The organism is Chryseobacterium fluminis (assembly GCF_026314945.1).
In the GTDB taxonomy this organism is placed as follows: Bacteria; Bacteroidota; Bacteroidia; order Flavobacteriales; family Weeksellaceae; genus Chryseobacterium; species Chryseobacterium fluminis.
In genome coordinates this window covers 3,203,766-3,225,198 of the sequence record NZ_CP111121.1, presented here as the reverse complement: position 1 = coordinate 3,225,198, position 21,433 = coordinate 3,203,766, and the positions used below count along the sequence as shown (strand labels likewise).

Here is a 21,433-nt window from a genome sequence, read left to right as displayed (position 1 = left end):
ATTTGTAGCAAATCATTAAAAATGAAAAAGTTTTCTTTTCTACTCGTTTTCAGCTTATTGCTTTTTACAGCATGCAAGAAAGACCATGTAGATGCAACGAATACTCAAACCCTGCAGTCAAGTATCAATGATATGACTTCCAGCCTTACGACGATTAAACAGATTAAGTTTAACGAGGCACTCTACATCCTGAAAACTTTTGGTGTGGAAGCAGACGGTGATGTTGCAGAACTAAAAGCTCTTGGAGCGCTGATCAACGGTAAAAAAGTTCCCGAAATTCTGGCACTGGCCGATGAGGTAGCACAGAAAAACGGGATTGAATGGGCAAGTACAGCACCTCCGTCCTTAGGAGAAATGAATATTTTCGGCGACGATAAAGCTAAGGAAAGTGATCCAAATGATGTAAAGGCCAGCTCGCTAAGCATCACAACAAGACCTACGGGAGATGACGGATCGGGTGCAGCCACCGCTATTCAGATTGTTCCCAGACTGGTGGATGCCGCGGGAAATCCGGTTTCCTTTACAGGAGCGGGTCTGGAAGCGACTTTAGAAGTTTTCAGCAATGGCGTAAGGCTTGCGACAGCTAAAAACCTAATGCAGGATAATAATTTCAAAGGATTTAACTTAAAATTCTCATCCATTCCTGCTGCAAAAGTAGTTGACAATAAAATTGACATCACGGTTTCTGTAAAAACAACAGCAAAAACACTTAAAATGTCAAAAATCGGCTTAGAGGTAAATCCATCAGCACTGAAAGTTCCTGCTCCCGCGATAGTAGATTCTATGGCTGTAAACCAGACTCCTGCAGTAACTGATCCTAATAATCCCGGATCTGTAGTACCTTCAGACCCTAATGCCACGACAGCTACCCCTGCAACAACAGCTCCGGCGACTCCAAAACAGCCCGCAGCTGATCCCAAAAATACAGTATCCAGCTTTCTGAATAATGTAAGTGCACAAAATCTTAAAGCAGCTTATAATGCTTCCAGCAATCCTAATTGGGGAAGCTATGAATCATTCTCTAATCCTACATCAGGTTTTGGTTCCGTAAAAAATGTAAGTGTAAAAAATCTTACTACCAATGCTACCAATCCGAATGTGGCAAGTGTAAATGCAACGTATGACGTTACAGATAAAAGTGGAAAAACAACCTCGCTGAAGGTAACATTCGGTCTTAAAAATGTAAACGGGGACTGGAAAATTTCCAGCTATAAAATCAACTGATAATAACAATGACTTCACCAGAACTTATCCAAAAATTAGAAGAAACTATTGAAAATATTCCTGACTTCCCTATTCCGGGGATTCAGTTTAAAGACATATCTCCTATTTTTTTAGATGCAAAACTTTACGAAACCGTTATCGAACAATTTGTAAGATTCAGTAAAGGAAAAGTAGATGCGGTCTGCGGAATCGAAAGCCGGGGTTATCTTTTCGGAATTGCCATCGCTGTAGCTCTTGAAGTTCCTTTTATTTTAATAAGAAAGGCCGGAAAACTTCCTCCGCCGGTCATTTCAGAAAAATATGATCTTGAATACGGAAGTGCCATCATTGAAACCCGTGAAGGACAAATCAAACCAGGACAGAGAATCTTAATTCACGACGATCTTTTAGCGACAGGAGGAACAACGGAAGCCGCTGCAAAATTAGTTGAGAAACAAGGTGCCACAGTTTCACAGTTCAGTTTTCTGATCGGGCTCAAGGGACTGAACGGAGAAGAAAAATTAAATAAATTCAATGCAGAAGTATACCATATTCTGGAATATTAAAATTCGTACCATAAAATTTAAAAATGCTTTATGATTTGCTTCATGAGGCATTTTTTATAGCTTATGACGGGAATTATTTTACTTTTATCAATAATACAAACAAAGTATTTTGTAAATCACTCAGAAACAATTAAATTTGCAGTTCAATTTTTAAGAATTTATGGCAAAATTGGGAAAGAATGCTCAAAATGAGCAAGAAGGTAAAGAAACAGTGGAATTTTTTAAAGACCTGGACAGAGAGGCTTTAAATACAGAGAGGTTCCTCGAAAGATATTCAAAACCGATCGGTATTATCTTCGGGGCATTGATCTTGGGGGTACTTGGATTTTTTGCTTACAGGCAATTTGTCGTTGCTCCTCAGAATGCTGAGGCTGTAAAAAGCTTTCTTGCTGCTCAGAAAAACCTTACTGAAGGAAAAGATAAAGAAGCACTGGGTGGGAAATCTGCTGCAAATCCCGGGTTTCTGGGAACGGCAAATGAATATCCGTCTACCACTATTGGTAAGCTTTCTGCTTACAATGCCGGTTTGCTGAAATTTAAAGAAGGGAAATTCCAGGAAGCCTATGATCTTTTAGATAAATTTTCTTCAGATAACAAGACGATGGAAGCTATGAAATTCGGAGCTATGGCCGATGCTAAATCCGGTCTTAACAAAAATGATGAAGCTTTACAGTTATTGGATAAAGCAGCCTCTGCTTCTGATGATCCTTATACCACCTATTATTTTACCAGAAAAGCAGGTATTTTAGCTTTAGGATTAAAGAAAAATGCAGACGCTAAAAAATATTTCGCTACGATTGACGAAAAATACCAGGATTACGACAACGGAATGTCTGATTCTTATATTGAAATGACTAAATATTACTAAATAATGGCAACAGTTAATCTTTCCGATTACAAGCCACTTCATATAACCAATGCCGATGAGTTTTCTATCGGCATTGTTTTTTCTGAGTGGAATGACTTTGTAACCTATAATCTTCGTGATGCAGCGCTTGAAATCCTTCAGAAAGAAGGGGTAAAATCTGAAAATATAAAGCTTTTTCCGGTTCCCGGAGCTTTTGAGCTGAACTATGCAAGCATGCAGCTTTGCAAGGAACGTAAGTATGATGCCGTAATTTCAATAGGATGTGTGATCCGCGGAGAAACACCACATTTTGATTATGTCTGTTCTGCGGTCGCGCAAGGTATTAAAGACTGTAATATCCTGACAGATACTCCTACGATTTTCTGTGTACTGACGGATGATACTAAAGAACAATCAATTGCAAGAAGCGGTGGTGACTTAGGAAATAAAGGGGTGGAAGCAGCTGTTACGGCATTAAGAATGATTGATTTCAGGAAAAAACTTTCAGATAAAAAAGGATATATCGGCTTCGGACATTCTTAATTTTAACATATTTTATAAAAAATAACATCATAAAAAAGAGCTGTATCCCAGCTCTTTTTATGTTTAAAAATAAGCATCAATTAATATACACAGCCTTATTTATTAATCTAATAATAATTTAAGGATAAACTTAAATATCATAAAATTTCTTATAAAAATCAAGTTTTTATTTTTTATATCTTAAGATTTAATATGCAAACTATCTTTGCGGGTAATTATTATCCGATTTTTAAAGATGTACCCAAAAAAATTAAAACCTTTTTTCTACCTAGGTGTATTTTACATTATCATTTCATTAATTTCGAGAGTTATATTCCTTCTGCATCCGATCACAACGGTCCACCTGGGATTTATGGATATTCTGAAGGTTCTGTCTGTTGGTTTTGTTAATGATTTCTTTGTATTCATTTTGACCTGCCCTTTTTTAGTTCTTTATCTTTTATTTCTTTCAAATTCAAAATATCAAAAGCCTTACGGATTTGTAATTTTAGGAATACTGTTATTACTTTTTATCTATATTCTTTTAATTCCGAACAATATTTTTAAACAATATGGAGGCTCTGTAGCAGAAATTGCTCTTGTATTTGTTGGTTTAAAAATTATCTTCTTTGGTTTTATGTTTTTCTGGCCGGAAAAAAGAATAAAAATGAGAAATACCCTTTACTTCATAACTTTATTCTTATATGTTTTACTGATAGTCTTCAATGCGGTAAGCGAATATTTCTTTTATAATGAATTCGGGTTAAGATACAACTTCATTGCAGTAGATTATCTTATCTATACCAACGAAGTAATTGGCAATATCATGGAGAGTTATCCTGTAATTCCATTATTTACATCCATTATCATAACAACAGCACTCATTACTTTCTACATTTACACAAAAACAAAACAGGAACTACTTCACCTTCCTGATATAAAACAAAAAATCCTGTTACTGGGATTATTTATGATATTAATGGGAACCAGCCTGTTGGGTTTAAGTTTTACGACGAAAATTAAATCCTGTAACGTCTTTGAAGAAGAAATTCAGGCCAATGGAATTCCCAAATTTTACTGGGCGTTTACCCATAATGAACTCGACTACTTCCAGTTTTACCCGGTGATTAGCCAGAAAGCAGCAGAAAAACAGTTTTTACAGCAGTTTTCTCCTTCAGCTTTAAAAAGAGAGATCACTGCAGATCAGCCGGAATTAAAGAAAAATGTTGTGCTTATTTCTGTCGAAAGTTTATCTGCTGACTATCTTGAGCATTACGGCAATTCAGAAAAAATCACCCCGTTCTTAGACAGCCTGGCAGATCGGTCATTATTATTTACCAACCTGTATGCAACAGGAAACCGGACAGTGAGTGGTCTGGAAGCATTAACCCTCTGTATTCCTCCAACAGCTGGCGAAAGTATTATCAAAAGAGAGGATAATAAAAAGAAATTTACTACCGGAGGCATATTTAAATCCAAAGGGTATGACGTAAAATTCCTATATGGCGGATACAGCTATTTTGACAATATGCAGGACTTCTATGCCGGCAACGGATATGGCATTGTAGATCGAAACAATTTCAAGCCCGAAGAGATCAGTTTTGCCAATGTATGGGGTGTTGCCGATGAAGATATGGCAAAAAAAGCCATCAGGACCATGAATGCTGAAGCTAAAAGCGGAAAACCTTTTTTTAATCACTGGATGACTGTTTCCAATCACCGGCCATTTACCTATCCCGAAGGCAGAATAGATATTCCGGGAGATGCCAAATCAAGAGAAGGAGGCGTAAAGTATACCGATTATTCTTTGAGAAAATTTTTCGAAATGGCAAAAAAGCAGGATTGGTACAAAAATACGGTCTTTATTATCATTGCGGATCACTGCGCCTCAAGCGCGGGAGACATAGAATTGCCGATGGATAAATACCGAATTCCGGCCTTTATCTTATCAGAAGGTTTTATTAAACCTCAAAAATTTACAAAACTGATGTCTCAGATCGATGTTATGCCTACGCTTTTCGGCCTGTTGAAATTTAATTATCACTCTAAGTTCTTAGGTCAGGATGTGTTCAGTAAGAAGTTCCAGCCAAAAGCTTACATAGCAACTTATGAAGATCTGGGGCTGATAAAAGACAATTATCTGACCGTCATCTCACCCCTAAAAAAAATAAAACAATATTCATTATCCCCGGAACCATCCAAGCTGTCTCCGGAATTTAATATTCATTATGACGAAAAATATTTGAAAAAACAAAATCAAAATCTGGTTAACGAAACCATATCTGCGTATCAGTCTACTTCACATTGGGTGAAAAACCACGCGCTTAATCAGTAAGTTTTTTAAATTTATTTTGTGCTTTCGAAAAAAGTAAGCATTAAATTTGTTAAGAACATGAAATTAAGGATGATACAAAAGTGATTCATCACGAAAAGCGTCGGAGATCTGGAAACTAATGATAGTGAACCAGCAGTAACAGCTTTAAGAATGATTGAACTCAATAAAGGATCTTTCAGGAAAAAGAAAATTGGCTTAGTAGACAATTTCCGGACATCGAAAAAAGGAGACCGTCAAACCAGTGAAAGCGGTCTCTTTTGTATTTATCTATCTTCTGCCTAAGAATGGCTCTTATATATAAGATTCTCTATCCATATTATTTAGCCGTAAGACAGATTTTGTGATATCATTACCCGAAAGTACTACACCACCAGTTACGTATTTCTTGTATCCACTCCGGCTTCGCTCCTCGTCTTCTATCTATCACATTTCCGCATCTATCGTCTGTCCATTTCATACCTCCATTAAGATTTTTCATTTCTCCTCTTGAAAGTTTTCTTAAATTTTTCATATTGTGTAATTATTTGTTTTGCCTACTCTTAAGATTTTCAGCGTACTCTATCTTGATGTATTGTTAATAGGTGGGAGCGAAAAGCAATCTGTTGGCGTGGTGATTGCAGATGTTGAGGGTTCCCGGAAGACTACTTTTATAAGTATAATTATTAAAGCTACACCTATTAATATTTTATGCCATTTTTTCATAATCCAAACTATTAGATCATTTAGCAAAACTAATAAATTTATTTAATAAATTATTTTGGAGACTTACTTTTAGGAATTATAAGTTTTTAGATATTCCCATTTGTAACTTATTGTTTTCAAACTACTGTAATTCAGAACCATACTAACATCGCCTACACTATCTTTTCTAGATCTTTACCTTGGCATTTTGTAAGACTGATTGATCTAACAATTAAAAAGGAACTTGAACTTTTCTCACTTTATTTATAATTTTTAGATGAAAATATTATTTAAAATTTTAAATTTACATATAAATAACAAACTATGAAATGGACAGACGACAGAAGCGGTAATGTGGAAGACAGGCGGGGCTTAGGCGGTGGTGCCGTTGTTGGAGGAGGCCTTGGAACTCTTATTATTGCTGCCATTGTATTTTTCCTGGGCGGTGATCCTTCTTCAATCCTTAATTCGGGAAATGCCGGAAGCAACAGTATCGGTACAGAGCAGAGAGATTTAAGTCCCGACGAACTTAAAATCCGTGAATTTGTACAAATGATTACAGCCGAAAACGAGGAGACCTGGACAAAGGTATTTACTGAAAACGGAATGCAGTATAGCCCTGCAAAAGTGGTTTTATTTGAAAGCGTGACGGAGTCCGGTTGTGGAACTGCTCAGTCAGCAATGGGACCTTTTTACTGCCCCGCAGACCGTAAAGTTTATATGGATATGAGTTTTTTTAAAGAACTTCAGTCAAGATTCGGCGCAAAAGTTACAGAATTTACTATTGCATATGTCATGGCTCACGAAATGGGGCATCACGTTCAGAATCTTGTAGGTGTTTTAGAAGAAACTAATAAAGCCCGAACCAGTGGAAATTATTCAGAAGCACAACTCAATAAAATTTCAGTGGCCACAGAATTACAGGCGGATTACTATGCCGGAGTTTGGGCAAAACAGACCGATAGCCGCGAACATTTTCTGGAACCCGGAGATATCGATGCTGCTATTGAAGCAGCGGAAGCAGTGGGCGATGATAATATTCAAAAAAGATCCCAAGGATATGTGAATCAGGAAAGCTTTACCCACGGATCTTCTGCACAACGCAAGGAATGGTTCATGAAAGGGTATAATACGGGAGACATCAGACAAGGTGACACTTTTAATCAGCTTTTAAAATAAATCAAAAAATAACAAATCTAAACAGGGGTTCGTAATAAAAGTGAAAAACATCTAATTTTCACTTTTTTATTATAAATAATTTTTTTTATCTTTGCCCGAAATATATAATTACATGGTAATTATATATTTGAAAAACACAATAAAATGAGAAAAAAAATTACATTTCTAATGTCATTGACATTAGCCCTCCCCTGCGAGATTCTTTACGGGCAGATAGGTATAAATACAGCCCAGCCTCAGGCTACCTTAGATATTACAGCAAAACAATTAACCGGTACAGCCACAAATCCAGACGGTATACTCGTCCCGAGGGTAGACAGACAGAGGGCTCAAAGCATGACTTCAGTAGTAACTTCTACGATAATTTATATAAGAAGTATCTCAAATGGCAGTCGGTCCGGTACGACGGCAGATGTAGATACGGTTGGATTTTATTATTTTAATGGTACCAAGTGGGTAAAATTAAACAGCGGCGAAAAAGGAACTTCGAAATCATCGATATACTATCTTCCCAATAATCAGAACAATTTCTTAAATGGAATTGCAAGTGGTTCTAGTCAAAACATCCCTATTTCTGTTTCTACAGATGGAGCCGATGGAGTTACCTATAGTACTTCAACGAATACATTTACTTTTACAAAAGCAGGTTTTTATAAATTTGTTTTGACATATGAAGCCACGCATAATGCCACCGACTGCACAATATCACCTTATTTTGCTGATTTTCCAGATAATGATAGAAATACTGTGAGAATACATAGTACAGCATCACACTCCCCGGGAGGTGCTTCTCAGCATGGAGGAAGTATTGTCTATGCGACAGCTTTACCAGCAAATTCCCAATGGAAGGTCGCGCTCGGTAGAGGTTCTTCAGGAAACTGCTCTGGACCAGGAATGTTATTAAGAGCTAAAAGTACAATAGTAGAAATTACCTCAATAGCTCAATAATACAGCTATAAAATTAATCTTAGTTAGTTTTTATTATGCCCATCTTCCACTTGTATATTGTTTAGGCTTTAAATACTAAAATTATCCATTACAGATAAAAAAATTCCGAAATGTTTTTTCGGAATTTTTATCTTACTGCAGTTCAATCGGATTGCTGTTTTTCTTTGCTTCATCTTTCAATCTCTCCTCTCTCTTTTTCATGTCAGCAGGATTTTGATTTCCGCCGCGCCCCCCACTACCTCTTGGAGCACCAATTCCCCCATTACCCATCACACGGGTTTGAGAAGAACCACCGCCACCACTCTGAGTCATAAAAGACACCGGATCTTTTTTGAATTTTTCCTGCTGCTTTAAGAAATCTGTTCGTTTTACCTTAATGGTATTTCCAAATTGATTCAAAGCAGCTATTTCCGGGATTTTATAATTCTTCATCAAATCAAAGGAATAATCACCCTGAGTGTCTTCTACTTTTACAATCAGGCCGGGAAGACCACCGAATTTATAGGGTCCATCCTGATAAGGCAGATCTGTTGTAAACCATGCCGTCCATTGTCTGCCCCCAAAGTCCGTTTCTGCTTTCTGAACTTTATACTCCCCGATGTTTGTTGTTTCAGAAGAAATTTTCCAATTAAGAGGCCTGTCTTCTTCATACACATAAGCATCTCTTCCGATCCTGTCCTTAAAAAGAGTTTTTTGATTGTTTCTGTCTTTTTCAACAGAATAATTAATATTGGATCTTAATTCCTGCATCTGTTCTCTGTTGAAGCCTCTACCGCCCCCACTCTGAAAATTTTGCTGCATAATAGAATCTCTTTTAAATCTGTTTTCAGAATAGAAAAGCGATTTGTCTTTTGAAATATCTAAATAGGCATTTTCCGTTTTTACCTCATTTTTATTGGTGGCATCCGATTTCATGGTAACCTGGTAGACAAACCTGTTGGTCTGTGCAAAAGCAGTATGTACGAATAAGGCTAAAGCAATAAAACCTAATTTTTTCATTCCGTATTTATTTATTAAATTTTTATCCATCTTAACTCTGCTGAATATTTTCGGAGATTAATACCGGCAATTTTAATCTCTTGAATGTATATTGACTTAATTTCATCAAGTCTATACGACTTGCTGTAATGTAAAGTAGGTAAATCAATATGACTATTAATGATTCAATCTTTTTCAGAGTAATTTTTTTAAATAGATGAAAAATACTTGTCAAAGTTAAACGAAAAGCAAGGTTTTCATGTTTCGCGGAAAAAATTATATAAAATTAACATTAAGAATCATCTTAATGATGATTTTACTATGAACAGAATCGTTAAAATAGATATCTTCAATTTGAGATTGCGGAAATTAGTTCGTAGTTTTGCATTATTAAATCATTCTAAATAAATACAATGATAAAAGTATCTGATCAAGCAAAAGCAAAAGCCATCCAACTGATGACAGAAGAGGGGTTTAAGCCTTTTGAAGACTATATAAGAGTTGGGGTAAAAAGTGGAGGATGTTCAGGATTAGAATATGTTTTGAAGTTTGACAACGAAAAAACAGACACCGATCAAATCTTTGAAGACAATGACATCAAAATTGTTGTAGATAAAAAATCAATTCTTTATCTGGCAGGGACCATTCTTGAATATTCAGGGGGATTAAATGGAAAAGGATTTGTTTTTAACAATCCTAATGCATCCAGAACATGTGGATGCGGAGAAAGTTTTTCTTTGTAGAAAAAGACATTGGAGGATGGATCTCAGAGGTCGGAATAATTCCGGTACTTGAGATCTGTCATCTGAAATCTAAAAAAAAATAATGAGTAAATATACTGAAGACGATTTAAGAGTCGATCTAGAAAATAAAAAATACGAATTCGGCTGGGAAACCAAAATTGATTATGAAGATTTTCCGACGGGTTTAAATGAAGACATTGTCCGTGCGATTTCCGCTAAAAAGGAAGAACCGGAATGGATGACCGAGTGGCGTTTGGAATCTTTCAGAATCTGGCTGAAAATGATGGAGCCCGAGTGGGCAAATATCAAGTATGAAAAACCGGATTTCCAGGCGATTAAATATTACGCGGCTCCAAAATCGAAACCAGAGCTAGAAAGCCTGGATGAAGTAGATCCTGAATTATTGGCCACTTTTGCAAAATTGGGAATCAATATTGAGGAACAGAAAAGACTTTCGGGCGTTGCTGTGGATATCGTAATAGACTCCGTGTCTGTAAAGACAACTTTTCAGGATACTCTGATGGAAAAAGGGATCATTTTCTGCTCTATTTCCGAAGCTATTAAAAACCATCCTGATTTAGTAAGAAAATACCTGGGAAAAGTAGTTCCGCGGGGAGATAACTTCTATGCAGCATTGAATTCTGCCGTATTTTCTGACGGAAGTTTCTGCTATATTCCGAAAGGTGTAAAATGTCCAATGGAATTATCTACATATTTCCGTATCAATCAGGCAGGAACAGGCCAGTTTGAAAGAACGCTTGTCATCGCAGATGAAGGAAGTTATGTTTCTTATCTTGAAGGCTGTACAGCTCCATCGAGAGATGAAAACCAGCTTCACGCTGCAGTTGTTGAGCTGATTGCCATGGACAATGCAGAAATTAAATATTCAACCGTTCAGAACTGGTACCCGGGAAATGAAGAAGGAAAAGGTGGCGTTTTCAATTTCGTTACCAAGAGAGGACTTTGCGAAAGAAATGCAAAAATCTCCTGGACTCAGGTGGAAACAGGTTCTGCTGTGACATGGAAATATCCTTCTTGTATTTTGAAAGGAGATAATTCAATCGGTGAGTTCTACTCTATCGCTGTAACCAACAACCATCAATATGCCGATACCGGAACAAAAATGATCCATATCGGAAAGAATACAAGATCAACGATTATTTCCAAAGGAATTTCTGCAGGAAAATCTCAGAATTCGTACAGAGGCTTGGTAAAAGTAATGCCGACGGCCAAGGGGGCAAGAAATTTCTCTCAGTGTGACTCTCTGTTGATGGGTAACGAATGTGGTGCACATACATTCCCATACATAGAAATTAAAGATCCAAGTGCTCAGCTGGAGCATGAAGCAACGACTTCAAAAATCGGGGAAGATCAGATTTTCTACTGTAACCAAAGGGGAATCGATACTGAAAGAGCAATTGCACTGATTGTTAACGGATTCAGTAAAGACGTTCTGAATAAATTACCGATGGAATTTGCCATTGAAGCTCAGAAGCTACTGGAAATTTCACTGGAAGGTTCTGTAGGTTAGCATATTTAAACATTAAGAAGTTAAGTTTTCATTATCTTAAAATTTTAATGTTTAATTAAGGAATTAAGAGAAAAAGGATTTTCGGTTGATCAGCAAATCAATACCAAAATCAATTATGAAAAGATTGAGATTGATACTCGGCTAAAAGTTGACTTATTAGTAAATGAATATTTGTCAAACTTCAGGAATAATAGGCTGGGATAAAGAATTCACGGAACGCTTAAAGATCTTAATTTAAATCAATTTCATTGATTTACTTAAAAAAGAAATAATACATTAGAATTAAACTTAAATTCTTAATGTTAAAAAAATAAAAACGAAATAGTATTTCATTCGCCAGCGTTGAAGCTTTTGTAAATACTCAAAGTTTGACCTTGCGATAAATTTAAACGTATGTTAAATATAAAAAACTTGCACGCCAAAATTGAAGATGGCGCAGAAATTTTAAAAGGGATTAATCTTGAAATAAAGCCTGGTGAAGTTCACGCCATTATGGGACCGAACGGAGCCGGAAAATCTACGCTTTCCTCTGTCATTGCAGGAAAAGAAGATTATGAAGTTACAGACGGTGAAATTATTTTCGGGGGTGAAAACATCATCGAAGATGCCCCTGAAGACAGAGCGCACAAAGGAATTTTCCTTTCTTTCCAATATCCGGTAGAAATTCCGGGAGTTTCTGTTACCAACTTCATCAAAGCTGCGATGAACGAGAACAGAAAGGCAAAAGGACTATCCGAAATGCCTGCAAAAGAAATGCTGGCTTTGATTCGTCAGAAATCTGAGCAATTGGGCATTAAAAAAGATTTCCTTTCAAGATCACTGAATGAAGGTTTTTCCGGAGGTGAAAAGAAAAGAAATGAGATCTTCCAGATGATGATGCTGGATCCTAAACTGGCAATTCTTGATGAAACTGATTCGGGATTAGACATTGATGCCCTAAGAATCGTTGCAGATGGTGTCAATGCATTTAAGAATGAAGGAAATGCAGTTCTTTTGATTACGCACTATCAGAGATTGCTTAACTATATTCAACCTGACTACGTTCATGTACTGGCCAATGGGAAAATCATTAAAACAGGTGATAAATCTCTTGCGCTGGAACTGGAAGAAAGAGGGTACGACTGGCTTCTTAACTAAGAAAAATTTGATTATTCAGAGATTAAAAAATTCCTCGTCATCATTCCCCGTGAATCAAAGCGATAACAATCTCTAATAAGACAAATAGATTATTCATTCATTGTAATGATAATATTTTAGCTCAAATAAAAAGAAATATGGTGCAAACCACAGATATACCAGTAATGGCATTAAAAGAACAAATTATAGAAAATCACGGTGAATTTTTAGAGAGCCTACGTCACAGATTTCTGGATGGCGACAGAAAAGCTGCTCTCCAAAGATTTGAAAATCTTGGTTTTCCGACAAAAAAAGACGAAGAATATAAATATACCAACCTAAAGGAAATTACTGAAAAGGAATATAATTTTTTCCCGAAAGAAAGTCATAACATCACCAAAGAGCAGTTGGACCAGCTGCATCTTGGAGAAGAAAATTTCGACTGGATTACTTTTGTAAATGGCAAGCTTCGCAAAGAATTATCAAAAGTTTCGATTGAAAATGTTGAGTTCCTTTCATTCAATTATGCTTTGAATGACGAGAAACACAGAGATATTTTTGATCGTTATTTTAACACCATTGCTTCTGACAAGTCTGCTTTTACCAATTTAAATCAGGCATACTGCAAATATGGTTTCTTTTTGAAAGTTCCGAAAAATGTGGTGATTGAAAAACCGATCCATGTTTTCTACATTTCTCAAAACCAGGAAGAGAACACGTTCTATAATACCCGAAATTTATTAATCGTAGATGAAGGGGCAAAAGTGGAAATCATCGAAAGTCATCACAATTTTGACAGCACGTATGTATTAACCAATTCCGTGACGGAAATTTTCACGTATCCAAACGCAAAAGCAGACTGGCATAAAGTTCAGAATGATAACGATACTTCCTATTTAATTGACAATACCTTCGCGAAGCAGGAAAAAGACAGTTTAACCACTGTCAATACATTCTCTTTTGGCGGGAAACTGGTAAGAAATAATCTTGATTTTATTCAGAACGGATCGAATATCAATTCTTTCATGAACGGAATTACGATTATAGGTAAAGATCAGCTGGTAGATCATCACACGGCAGTGCATCACAATCAGCCAAACTGTGAAAGCTATCAGAATTATAAAGGTATTTTCAGCGGAAATTCTCACGGTGTTTTCAACGGAAAGGTCTTTGTAGATAAAATTGCACAGAAAACCAATGCCTATCAGCAGAATAACAATGTTTTATTAAGTGAAGGAGCCAAGATTGATACAAAACCTCAGCTGGAGATTTTTGCAGACGATGTGAAGTGTTCTCACGGCTGTACCGTAGGTCAGTTAAACGAAGATGCGTTATTCTACCTGAGAGCCAGAGGGATTTCTAAGAAGGAAGCTCAGGCTTTATTATTATATGCTTTTGCCAATGATGCCATGCAGAATATTGATATTGAGCCTTTAAAAGAAAAAATTTCAAAGCTTCTGGCTGAGAAATTAGAAGTTGATATAGAGTTTTAACAATATATATAATTGATGATAAAAAGCACTTCGCCAGGAGTGCTTTTGTTTTGGTAAATTTTGGCTAAAGCCGATTGTCTCTGCAAATAAAAAGTGGGCTGAAGCCCACTCGTATCGATGATAAATTTGCTTTGATTTTATTAATATTATTTTTTAATCCACCACTGGCTGTCTTTTCTGTCGGATCGTTTTACACCGTTATTGAGTGTATACGCTAAACCAACTCCTAAAGTCTGTTTGAGCTGGGTTTTTTGAATCTGGTTATGGTCATACAACACATCTACCGTAATATTAGAAGAGATGAATTTATTTACTTTTAAATTTAAAACCATTCCGTAGGCTAAAACGAGCCTTTCCGGATGATCCAGATAATTGGAAAAAACAGAAGCATTGTTGGTCATACTTATATTTTCCATGATCTTAAATTTATAAGATGCCGTTCCCAGAAAACCGAACTGTAATAAGGAGGAGTCGCCGTCTGCCTTCAAACCATAATTTCCTGCCACCTGCAGGCTTTCGTCCAAAACAAAAGCCCATCTTGCATTGCTTGGTCTTAAAGTGACATTCAGGTTATCATTCGGCCGGTAAGTGATACCCATACCGACATTCAGGTAACCGGGAGCCATAAAGTTAGATATTTTCTTAGCTTCAGGATTATTCCCGTCTTCGTATCCCAGATAAAACTGCGACTGCAGACCGGCCCCTACGGAGAGATACCAGCTTTTTGAAACTTTTCTTCCGTAATTGGTAGAGATATTAATCACATCCTGTGTTTTTCTCACACCGATACCCTGGGTATCATTTTGTCCATAATTCAGAAGAATAATATTTTCCCAGAGATCTTTGTCTTTCTCGTACGTTATATTATAGTCTACCGAAGCCAGCCAACCGACATTGTTTGCTCCACCACCCACCCAGTTTGAGAAGGCAGCCTGATTGATCATTAATGCTTGTTTACCCAAAACTGACCAATGCTTGATCGTATCTACCACTTTTATGGGCTGCTTTACGGCCGGCGTGTCTACAATGACTACTTGTGCACTGCTAAAAACTCCCAAAGAAAGGGAAAGAAATAATAGAAACTTCTTCATTACTCAAAATTTTCATTTGCAAAAATATTAAATATAATTTTTTTCGTTAAGAACAAAGAATAATTTAACATGAATATTTTCGGCAAGACGTTTTTTTTATTTCTAATTGTGATAATAAACTACTTTAATTAGTTAAATGACACAATATTAAGCATGAAATTAAAAAAGAAAAGAAAATCCTAACCTTTTGTCTTAAAATAACAACAGCTATTTAAAATCATCGACATTTTTTCCGAAATTTACTCTTGGCGTTTCATTTGACGTACTACCAGCATGTTTAAAAATGTAATTTCCAAGAGAGCTATTATCAACCCTCTACTGATGCTTTCTGCCATGTGGCTGGGGTATTTCCTACAGTTAAACGGCTTTTTTGAAAATTGCTTCGGAGCAATTATTCCCTTATTGCCGGAGGGCTTATTAGGAATTATTACGTCCCCTCTTTTACATGGTAATTTTGATCATATCGTGGGTAATTCAATTCCGATCGCTGTACTGATGTTTCTCCTTTATCAATTCTATCCGGTCGTCGCCAATAAAGTTTTTGTAATTGGCTGGCTGGCCACAGGATTACTGGTCTGGCTTCTTCCTCCTGTGGATATTGTTACCGGTGAATATATGTACAGCTGTACAATAGGCGCCAGTGGAGTCGTGTATGTTTTAGCTTTTTTCTTATTTTTCAGCGGAGTGTTTAAATGGAATATGAAACTATTAACGATCTCTTTGCTTGTGGTGTTATACTACGGAAGCTTAATCTGGGGGATGTTTCCGGAAGAGTTTTTTTATAATCTTAATGAACCTAGTAAAATCTCCTGGCAGGCCCACCTGTCCGGTGCTGTGGTAGGCAGTATTATCGCATTTATGTTCAAAAAGGTAGGTGAAAGAAAGAAAAAATACATCTGGGAGTTTCCCAATTATTATAACGAAAAGGATGATAAATTATGGCAGGAATACAGAGAAAATCATCCGGAAGACTTTCTGGAACTGCCTTATAAGAAAAAGGATGATATCTGGGATCATTTGGACGAATTACGGAAAAAATAAAACTTAATTTTCTACATTTGTGAAAACAAAAGACACAAATGTATTCAGAAGAACATCTGTATGCCATTGCTCTGCGTGAATGCAAACTCATTGGCGATATGAATTTTTATAAACTTGTCAGAATTTTCGGCGGCGCCAGGACAGCATGGGAAAATGCTAAAAAAGAATACAAGACCATCGACGGTATCGGTTGGAAAGCCGTTTCTGAAATTGGCAATCCCGAATATTTAAGATTTGCCGAAAATGAACTTCTTTTTTGTGAAAAGAATAATATCCGGATAAAATTAAGACACCGCAATGAGCTTCCCCGTCTTTTGAGCGAGTGTGATGATGCTCCCGCTATCCTTTATCAAAAAGGAGATTATGATGATTCCAGACAAAAAATAAGTCTTGTAGGAACCCGAAACATGACCATGTACGGAAAGCAGTTTATCACCCACTTTTTTGACGAAACCAAGAGCTACCCTTTCACCACGGTCAGTGGTTTGGCCTTAGGAGTAGACAAAGAGGTTCACGAACAGTCCGTACAACATAACATCCCTACAGTTGCGGTACTGGCTCACGGATTTCATCTTCTGTATCCTTCAAAAAATAAAAAGCTTTCGGAAAAAATACTCCAGGAAGGAGGGGCTTTACTGACAGAATTTAACTCATCCCGAAAGCCTGACAGAGAAAATTTTATTCAGAGAAACAGAATTGTAGCCGGACTCTCACCTTCAACCATCGTTATTGAAACGGGATTTGGCGGAGGATCGGTAAGTACAGCCACTTTTGCTAATAACTACAACAGGGAAGTATTTGCACTCCCCGGAAAAATTACCGATAAATACAGCCAGGGCTGCAATCAACTGATTTTTCAGAACAAAGCAACGGCTATTTCAACATTGAAAGGCCTTATTGATGCATTGGATTTTAACAAGCCTGACAGCAGAATACCCGAACTTTTTCCGGAAAGCAGATTATCCATACAATTAACTGAAAATCAAAGTATAATATATAGTGCTGTTGTAGACCAACCATACATTTCCTTAGATGATTTATGTAATGAGATTTCTCTTCCCTCTTATAAAATCTTACCTGTAATTCTGGAATTGGAACTTTTAGGGAGAATTAAATCGCTTTCCGGGAGGCAATTTGTAGCAATCTAACAATTAATGATTTCTTAATATTGCATTATTTCAGAGATAACATTTAATTTTTAATAATATTTAATGGTAAATTATTAATTCAATAATATTTCGACACATTATTATTAAATTTTTAACAATCAGCAAATAAGGTATTGTGAATCTTGAAAAAAAAATTAAATTTGTTGATAATAATATTCAACCTTAATATATGGAACAATATAATATTGACCAGAAAATCCAGGAGTTTATTGCAAAAATTGAGGCAAAAAACCCTAATGAGCCAGAATTTTTACAAGCTGTAAAAGAAGTTGCCGTAACTGTAATTCCGTTCATTATGACGAAAAAGGAATATACAGGAATGAAGCTTCTTGAAAGAATGGCTGAAGCTGAAAGAATTATTATTTTCAGAGTTCCATGGGTTGATGACAAAGGAGAAATCCAGGTAAACAGAGGTTTCAGAATTCAGATGAACTCTGCAATCGGACCTTACAAGGGAGGTATTCGTTTCCATCCTACCGTAAACCTTTCGGTTCTTAAATTCTTAGCATTTGAGCAGGTATTTAAAAACTCATTAACCACTCTTCCGATGGGAGGCGGTAAAGGAGGTTCGGATTTTGACCCTCAGGGAAAATCTGATATGGAGGTGATGCGTTTCTGCCAGGCTTTCATGACGGAGCTTTGCAAACACGTAGGTCCTGAGACCGACGTTCCTGCCGGAGATATAGGTGTTGGAGCCAGAGAAATCGGGTATTTATTCGGACAGTACAAGAAAATCAGAAATGAATTTACAGGAGTACTGACAGGTAAAGGCCTTGCTTATGGAGGTTCACTGATCCGTCCAGAAGCTACAGGATATGGGGTTGTTTATTTTGCAGAACAGATGCTTAAAACCATCGGACAGACATTTAAAGATAAAACCGTAACGGTTTCAGGTTTTGGAAACGTAGCGTGGGGAGTTATTAAAAAAGTGTCTGAGCTGGGTGGAAAAGTTGTAACCATCTCCGGACCGGACGGATACATTTATGATAAAGACGGAATTGATGGTGAAAAGGTCGATTATTTATTGGAATTAAGATCTTCAGGAAACAACAGAGCTGAAGATTATGCTAAAAAATACCCTTCAGCCGTATTCTACGCCGGAAAACGTCCTTGGGAAGTGAAATGTGATGTTGCTATTCCTTCTGCTACTCAAAACGAACTTGATCTGGAGGATGCTAAAGTTCTGGTTGAAAACGGATGTCTTTGTGTCACTGAGGCGGCAAACATGCCTTCCACTTTGGATGCCATTAATTATTTCTTAGACAATAAAGTGCTGTTCTCGCCGGGTAAGGCGTCCAATGCAGGTGGAGTGGCTACCTCAGGACTGGAAATGACGCAGAACTCTATTCGTCTTAACTGGACTTCTGAAGAAGTGGATGCGAGGTTAAAAGAGATTATGATCGGAATTCATAAAGCATGCAGAGACTACGGAAAAGAAGAAGACGGCTATGTAAACTATGTAAAGGGGGCGAATATCGCAGGCTTTGTAAAGGTTGCAGAAGCAATGTTGGCTCAGGGAGTCGTATAAAATATAGAGGTCGGGAAAGTTTTCCTGACCTTTTTTGATATACCCTGTTCCCGGGATTATAAATGGGAAAAAAGTAAAAAGTGAAAGGAGAAAGCGTTGATGTATTCAACGCTTTTTTTATTGGTAAGCTATAGAGTCACCTTAAAAGATATTAATTATTTTTCATTGTCAAATTGCAATAATAGGAAACCGGTATGCTCAAAGAAATCCTGAAACATTACATTCAGGATCACCACTCTACTATATCAGCATTACTTTGGATTTTTCTTCCGGGATTTTTTGTTTCGGCCGTAGAATCTGCCGGTTTCATTGACTCTGCAGTAGCGGTACCGGACGTAACAGTTGAGGTAGCACCTGTTTGTATGAAGCTCTACTCTTTAATAATATATCTAAAACTCTTATTTGATGTGCTTTATAGAACTTTATGACGAATTTGGGATGACCCTCCTACTTTCTTAAATTTTTCATCATCCTTTCAACAAATTCAAATGCTGCCGGGCAGATGATTGTATTTTTTACCATCAGGTTATTGATCTGGTATATCTTTTTACGATCTGTGTGGGGATACTCTCTACAGGCCTTCGGGCGAACCTCATAGATTGAACAGGTATTATCTGAATTCAGAAAAAAACATGGAAGATTCTGCAGGACCTTATCGTTATCCTCATCGATCCTCAGAAATTTGGCTTCGAAATCAGCAGGCTTCATGCGCAGATGCTTTGATATACGTTCTATATCTTTCTCTGTATATAATGGGCCGGTGGTTTTACAGCAGTTGGCACATTGGAGGCAATCTATGGTTTCAAATACTTCTTCATGGGTTTCCTGAACAGTATAATCAAGATTCTTAGGCGGTTTTTTCTTTAATCCGTCCAGAAATTTCTGATGATCCTTTTGCTTCTGTAAAGCCTGTTTCTTGTATAATTCTAAATTCATCTATTTTTCCTCCGCTAAAACAGGCATCTCCGTTGCCTTATATTCATTAATTTTGTCCAGATCCAGTACAGTAGACGTATTGTCTTTTGCCGGATAATACATCGGAACGAACTTCGCCCCAAAAATAATTTCTTTCGAAACATAGGACGTCCGCTGCACTACCGTATTTGAATACACTTCATCAAATGCCCGTACATGAACAATAATTTCAATCGGTGTATTTTTAAAGTCATCTTCTGTAAATCCATAAAAAGGTGAGCTTTCATCTATTTTATGCACCACCGTCCAGTTCAGCGCCAGGGTATTGATCTGATTCAAATGTGTTTTTAAGGTATAAAAATTGGTTTTCGTCTCTGAATTTTCATTTACCTCAATGGCTGTTGAAACAACAACTTCAGCACTTGTCAGCGCATTATTTTTATAAGGGGCCAGCCTGAACATCAATCCTGTACCTTCCTGAAAAGGAGCAATGACTGCTATTTCTGAAAATCTGAGGTACGCTCTGGGACGCGAAAACCGTCCATAAAACAATCCTGTTGCAATGGCAAAGGTAAGCAATCCTAAAAAAGCTTCAAAGGTGGCCACCAGACTGGCCATAAAACCCACCGGCGCTATTCTCCCGTAACCTACTGTGGTAAAGGTTTGCGAACTGAAGAAAAAAACATCAATAAATTCATTCAGCGGATCGCTTTTATCAATTCCCGTAAGATGCTCAACGCCGATGAGGTAATAAATAAAGGCAAAAATTAAATTTACCAGAATATAGGCCGAAACCAGATAAGAAAGAAACTGAATCGTAGATAAATCCAGCATGGTATGATACCAGCTGAATCTGTTCAGAATATTCACCCCTTTCCGTTCTACGTTCGGCAGGCCGTCCTTCCTGATAAACCTTCCTGAAGCACTGGTCCCAAAACCACTGTTCTCTGTATTATTCAGATGAATTTCTTTTCTAAAATCTCGTGCCATTTTTTTATTTCATTGATGCATCATCACCTTATAAGGATTGGACAACCTGCTAAATGATAACCATTTTCGATATGCAAAGATAAAATATTGTTTTTATGAAATTTATCAAGCTGACGGTTGATTTTTGGATTTAATTTTTATCCTAACTTTGAGAAATGAAAAAGTTAGAATCAAGAGAGGATATTCAAAACCTCGTTAATTTATTTTATGCTAAAGTAGTTAGGGATGAAACCATTGGCTTCTTCTTTACAGATATTGCAAAGGTAGATTGGGAAAAACATCTTCCTAAAATGTATTCATTCTGGGAAACGGTTCTTTTTGGCCAGATGACATACAAAGGTAACCCGATGGGAGCCCATTTTCCGATCAACGAAATCGAAGCCATGGAACAGAAGCACTTCGACAGATGGCTTGAATTATGGAGAACAACTATCGAAGAAAATTTTGAAGGGGAAAATGCAGACATGGCCATTTATAAATCTGAAAATATTGCCAAGCTGATGGCTTTTAAAATGGAACTGGCACGAAGGCTTTAAACACCGGAATTAGGATTATTA

The 21,433-nt window shown here is 36.9% G+C and carries 21 protein-coding genes; 16 read left to right on the top strand and 5 right to left on the bottom strand.

Features of this window, described 5'->3' with window-relative positions; genetic code table 11:
- The first annotated feature begins 21 nt into the window (after positions 1–21).
- The 5 genes from ODZ84_RS14815 to ODZ84_RS14795 all read left to right on the top strand — a co-directional run bounded on the left by ODZ84_RS14815 (position 22) and on the right by ODZ84_RS14795 (position 5,473).
- Positions 22–1,224 (top strand): hypothetical protein, encoded by a 1,203-nt coding sequence (locus ODZ84_RS14815; RefSeq protein ID WP_266173163.1) that lies wholly within the window; start codon positions 22–24, stop codon positions 1,222–1,224.
- An 8-nt stretch (positions 1,225–1,232) separates the two neighbouring features.
- On the top strand, positions 1,233–1,769 hold the full coding sequence (locus ODZ84_RS14810; RefSeq protein ID WP_266173162.1) for an adenine phosphoribosyltransferase: 537 nt from the start codon (positions 1,233–1,235) through the stop codon (positions 1,767–1,769).
- A gap of 160 nt (positions 1,770–1,929) precedes the next feature.
- Positions 1,930–2,637: a YfgM family protein gene (locus tag ODZ84_RS14805; RefSeq protein WP_266173161.1), complete on the top strand. Its 708-nt coding sequence runs from the start codon at positions 1,930–1,932 to the stop codon at positions 2,635–2,637.
- Positions 2,638–2,640: 3 nt separating this feature from the next.
- Complete coding sequence (gene ribH / locus ODZ84_RS14800) at positions 2,641–3,159, top strand: 6,7-dimethyl-8-ribityllumazine synthase (RefSeq protein WP_266173159.1); 519 nt, start codon at positions 2,641–2,643, stop codon at positions 3,157–3,159.
- 235 nt (positions 3,160–3,394) lie between these two features.
- The gene (locus ODZ84_RS14795; protein WP_266173157.1) at positions 3,395–5,473 is read left to right on the top strand and encodes an LTA synthase family protein; all 2,079 of its coding nucleotides are present in this window, start codon (positions 3,395–3,397) and stop codon (positions 5,471–5,473) included.
- Between the two features lie 349 nt (positions 5,474–5,822).
- Here ODZ84_RS14795 and ODZ84_RS23665 read toward each other — a convergent pair whose 3' ends face one another.
- Entirely contained in the window at positions 5,823–5,984 is a 162-nt protein-coding gene (locus ODZ84_RS23665; RefSeq protein ID WP_408612344.1) for a bacteriocin-like protein, read from the bottom strand.
- Positions 5,985–6,478: 494 nt separating this feature from the next.
- Between ODZ84_RS23665 and ypfJ the strand changes: the two genes are divergently transcribed.
- On the top strand, positions 6,479–7,333 hold the full coding sequence (gene ypfJ, locus ODZ84_RS14790; RefSeq protein WP_266173155.1) for a KPN_02809 family neutral zinc metallopeptidase: 855 nt from the start codon (positions 6,479–6,481) through the stop codon (positions 7,331–7,333).
- Positions 7,334–7,477: 144 nt separating this feature from the next.
- Entirely contained in the window at positions 7,478–8,281 is an 804-nt protein-coding gene (locus ODZ84_RS14785; RefSeq protein ID WP_266173153.1) for a hypothetical protein, read from the top strand.
- A 132-nt stretch (positions 8,282–8,413) separates the two neighbouring features.
- On the opposite strand, the gene ODZ84_RS14780 is transcribed toward ODZ84_RS14785, so the two are convergent.
- The gene (locus ODZ84_RS14780; RefSeq protein ID WP_266173152.1) at positions 8,414–9,280 is read right to left on the bottom strand and encodes a GLPGLI family protein; all 867 of its coding nucleotides are present in this window, start codon (positions 9,278–9,280) and stop codon (positions 8,414–8,416) included.
- A gap of 392 nt (positions 9,281–9,672) precedes the next feature.
- Here ODZ84_RS14780 and ODZ84_RS14775 point away from each other — a divergent pair, with 392 nt between their 5' ends.
- The 5 genes from ODZ84_RS14775 to sufD all read left to right on the top strand — a co-directional run bounded on the left by ODZ84_RS14775 (position 9,673) and on the right by sufD (position 14,142).
- Complete coding sequence (locus ODZ84_RS14775) at positions 9,673–10,002, top strand: HesB/IscA family protein (RefSeq protein WP_266173151.1); 330 nt, start codon at positions 9,673–9,675, stop codon at positions 10,000–10,002.
- 82 nt (positions 10,003–10,084) lie between these two features.
- On the top strand, positions 10,085–11,533 hold the full coding sequence (gene sufB / locus ODZ84_RS14770; protein WP_266173149.1) for a Fe-S cluster assembly protein SufB: 1,449 nt from the start codon (positions 10,085–10,087) through the stop codon (positions 11,531–11,533).
- A 54-nt stretch (positions 11,534–11,587) separates the two neighbouring features.
- Positions 11,588–11,737, top strand: a complete 150-nt coding sequence (locus tag ODZ84_RS23660; protein WP_408612436.1) for a GxxExxY protein — start codon at positions 11,588–11,590, stop codon at positions 11,735–11,737.
- 189 nt (positions 11,738–11,926) lie between these two features.
- Entirely contained in the window at positions 11,927–12,670 is a 744-nt protein-coding gene (sufC, locus tag ODZ84_RS14765) for a Fe-S cluster assembly ATPase SufC (RefSeq protein ID WP_266173148.1), read from the top strand.
- A 164-nt stretch (positions 12,671–12,834) separates the two neighbouring features.
- Positions 12,835–14,142 carry a Fe-S cluster assembly protein SufD gene (gene sufD, locus ODZ84_RS14760; RefSeq protein ID WP_266177375.1) on the top strand — a complete coding sequence of 436 codons (1,308 nt, stop codon included), beginning with the start codon at positions 12,835–12,837 and terminating at the stop codon, positions 14,140–14,142.
- Positions 14,143–14,288: 146 nt separating this feature from the next.
- Here the strand turns inward: sufD and ODZ84_RS14755 are convergent, their stop codons facing one another.
- Positions 14,289–15,233, bottom strand: a complete 945-nt coding sequence (locus ODZ84_RS14755) for a DUF3078 domain-containing protein (protein WP_266173147.1) — start codon at positions 15,231–15,233, stop codon at positions 14,289–14,291.
- Positions 15,234–15,506: 273 nt separating this feature from the next.
- Between ODZ84_RS14755 and ODZ84_RS14750 the strand changes: the two genes are divergently transcribed.
- The 3 genes from ODZ84_RS14750 (at position 15,507) to gdhA (ending at position 18,971) form a co-directional block, all read left to right on the top strand.
- A complete protein-coding gene (locus ODZ84_RS14750; protein WP_266173146.1) occupies positions 15,507–16,274 on the top strand; it encodes a rhomboid family intramembrane serine protease in 768 nt (255 codons plus the stop codon).
- 38 nt (positions 16,275–16,312) lie between these two features.
- Positions 16,313–17,422 carry a DNA-processing protein DprA gene (dprA, locus tag ODZ84_RS14745; RefSeq protein ID WP_266173145.1) on the top strand — a complete coding sequence of 370 codons (1,110 nt, stop codon included), beginning with the start codon at positions 16,313–16,315 and terminating at the stop codon, positions 17,420–17,422.
- 190 nt (positions 17,423–17,612) lie between these two features.
- On the top strand, positions 17,613–18,971 hold the full coding sequence (gene gdhA, locus ODZ84_RS14740; RefSeq protein ID WP_266173144.1) for an NADP-specific glutamate dehydrogenase: 1,359 nt from the start codon (positions 17,613–17,615) through the stop codon (positions 18,969–18,971).
- 447 nt (positions 18,972–19,418) lie between these two features.
- Here the strand turns inward: gdhA and ODZ84_RS14735 are convergent, their stop codons facing one another.
- Both ODZ84_RS14735 and ODZ84_RS14730 read right to left on the bottom strand, forming a co-directional pair.
- Entirely contained in the window at positions 19,419–19,907 is a 489-nt protein-coding gene (locus ODZ84_RS14735; protein WP_266173143.1) for a YkgJ family cysteine cluster protein, read from the bottom strand.
- A complete protein-coding gene (locus ODZ84_RS14730; protein ID WP_266173141.1) occupies positions 19,908–20,876 on the bottom strand; it encodes an ion channel in 969 nt (322 codons plus the stop codon).
- A gap of 155 nt (positions 20,877–21,031) precedes the next feature.
- Between ODZ84_RS14730 and ODZ84_RS14725 the strand changes: the two genes are divergently transcribed.
- Complete coding sequence (locus ODZ84_RS14725; RefSeq protein WP_266173140.1) at positions 21,032–21,412, top strand: group III truncated hemoglobin; 381 nt, start codon at positions 21,032–21,034, stop codon at positions 21,410–21,412.
- Positions 21,413–21,433 lie beyond the last annotated feature (21 nt).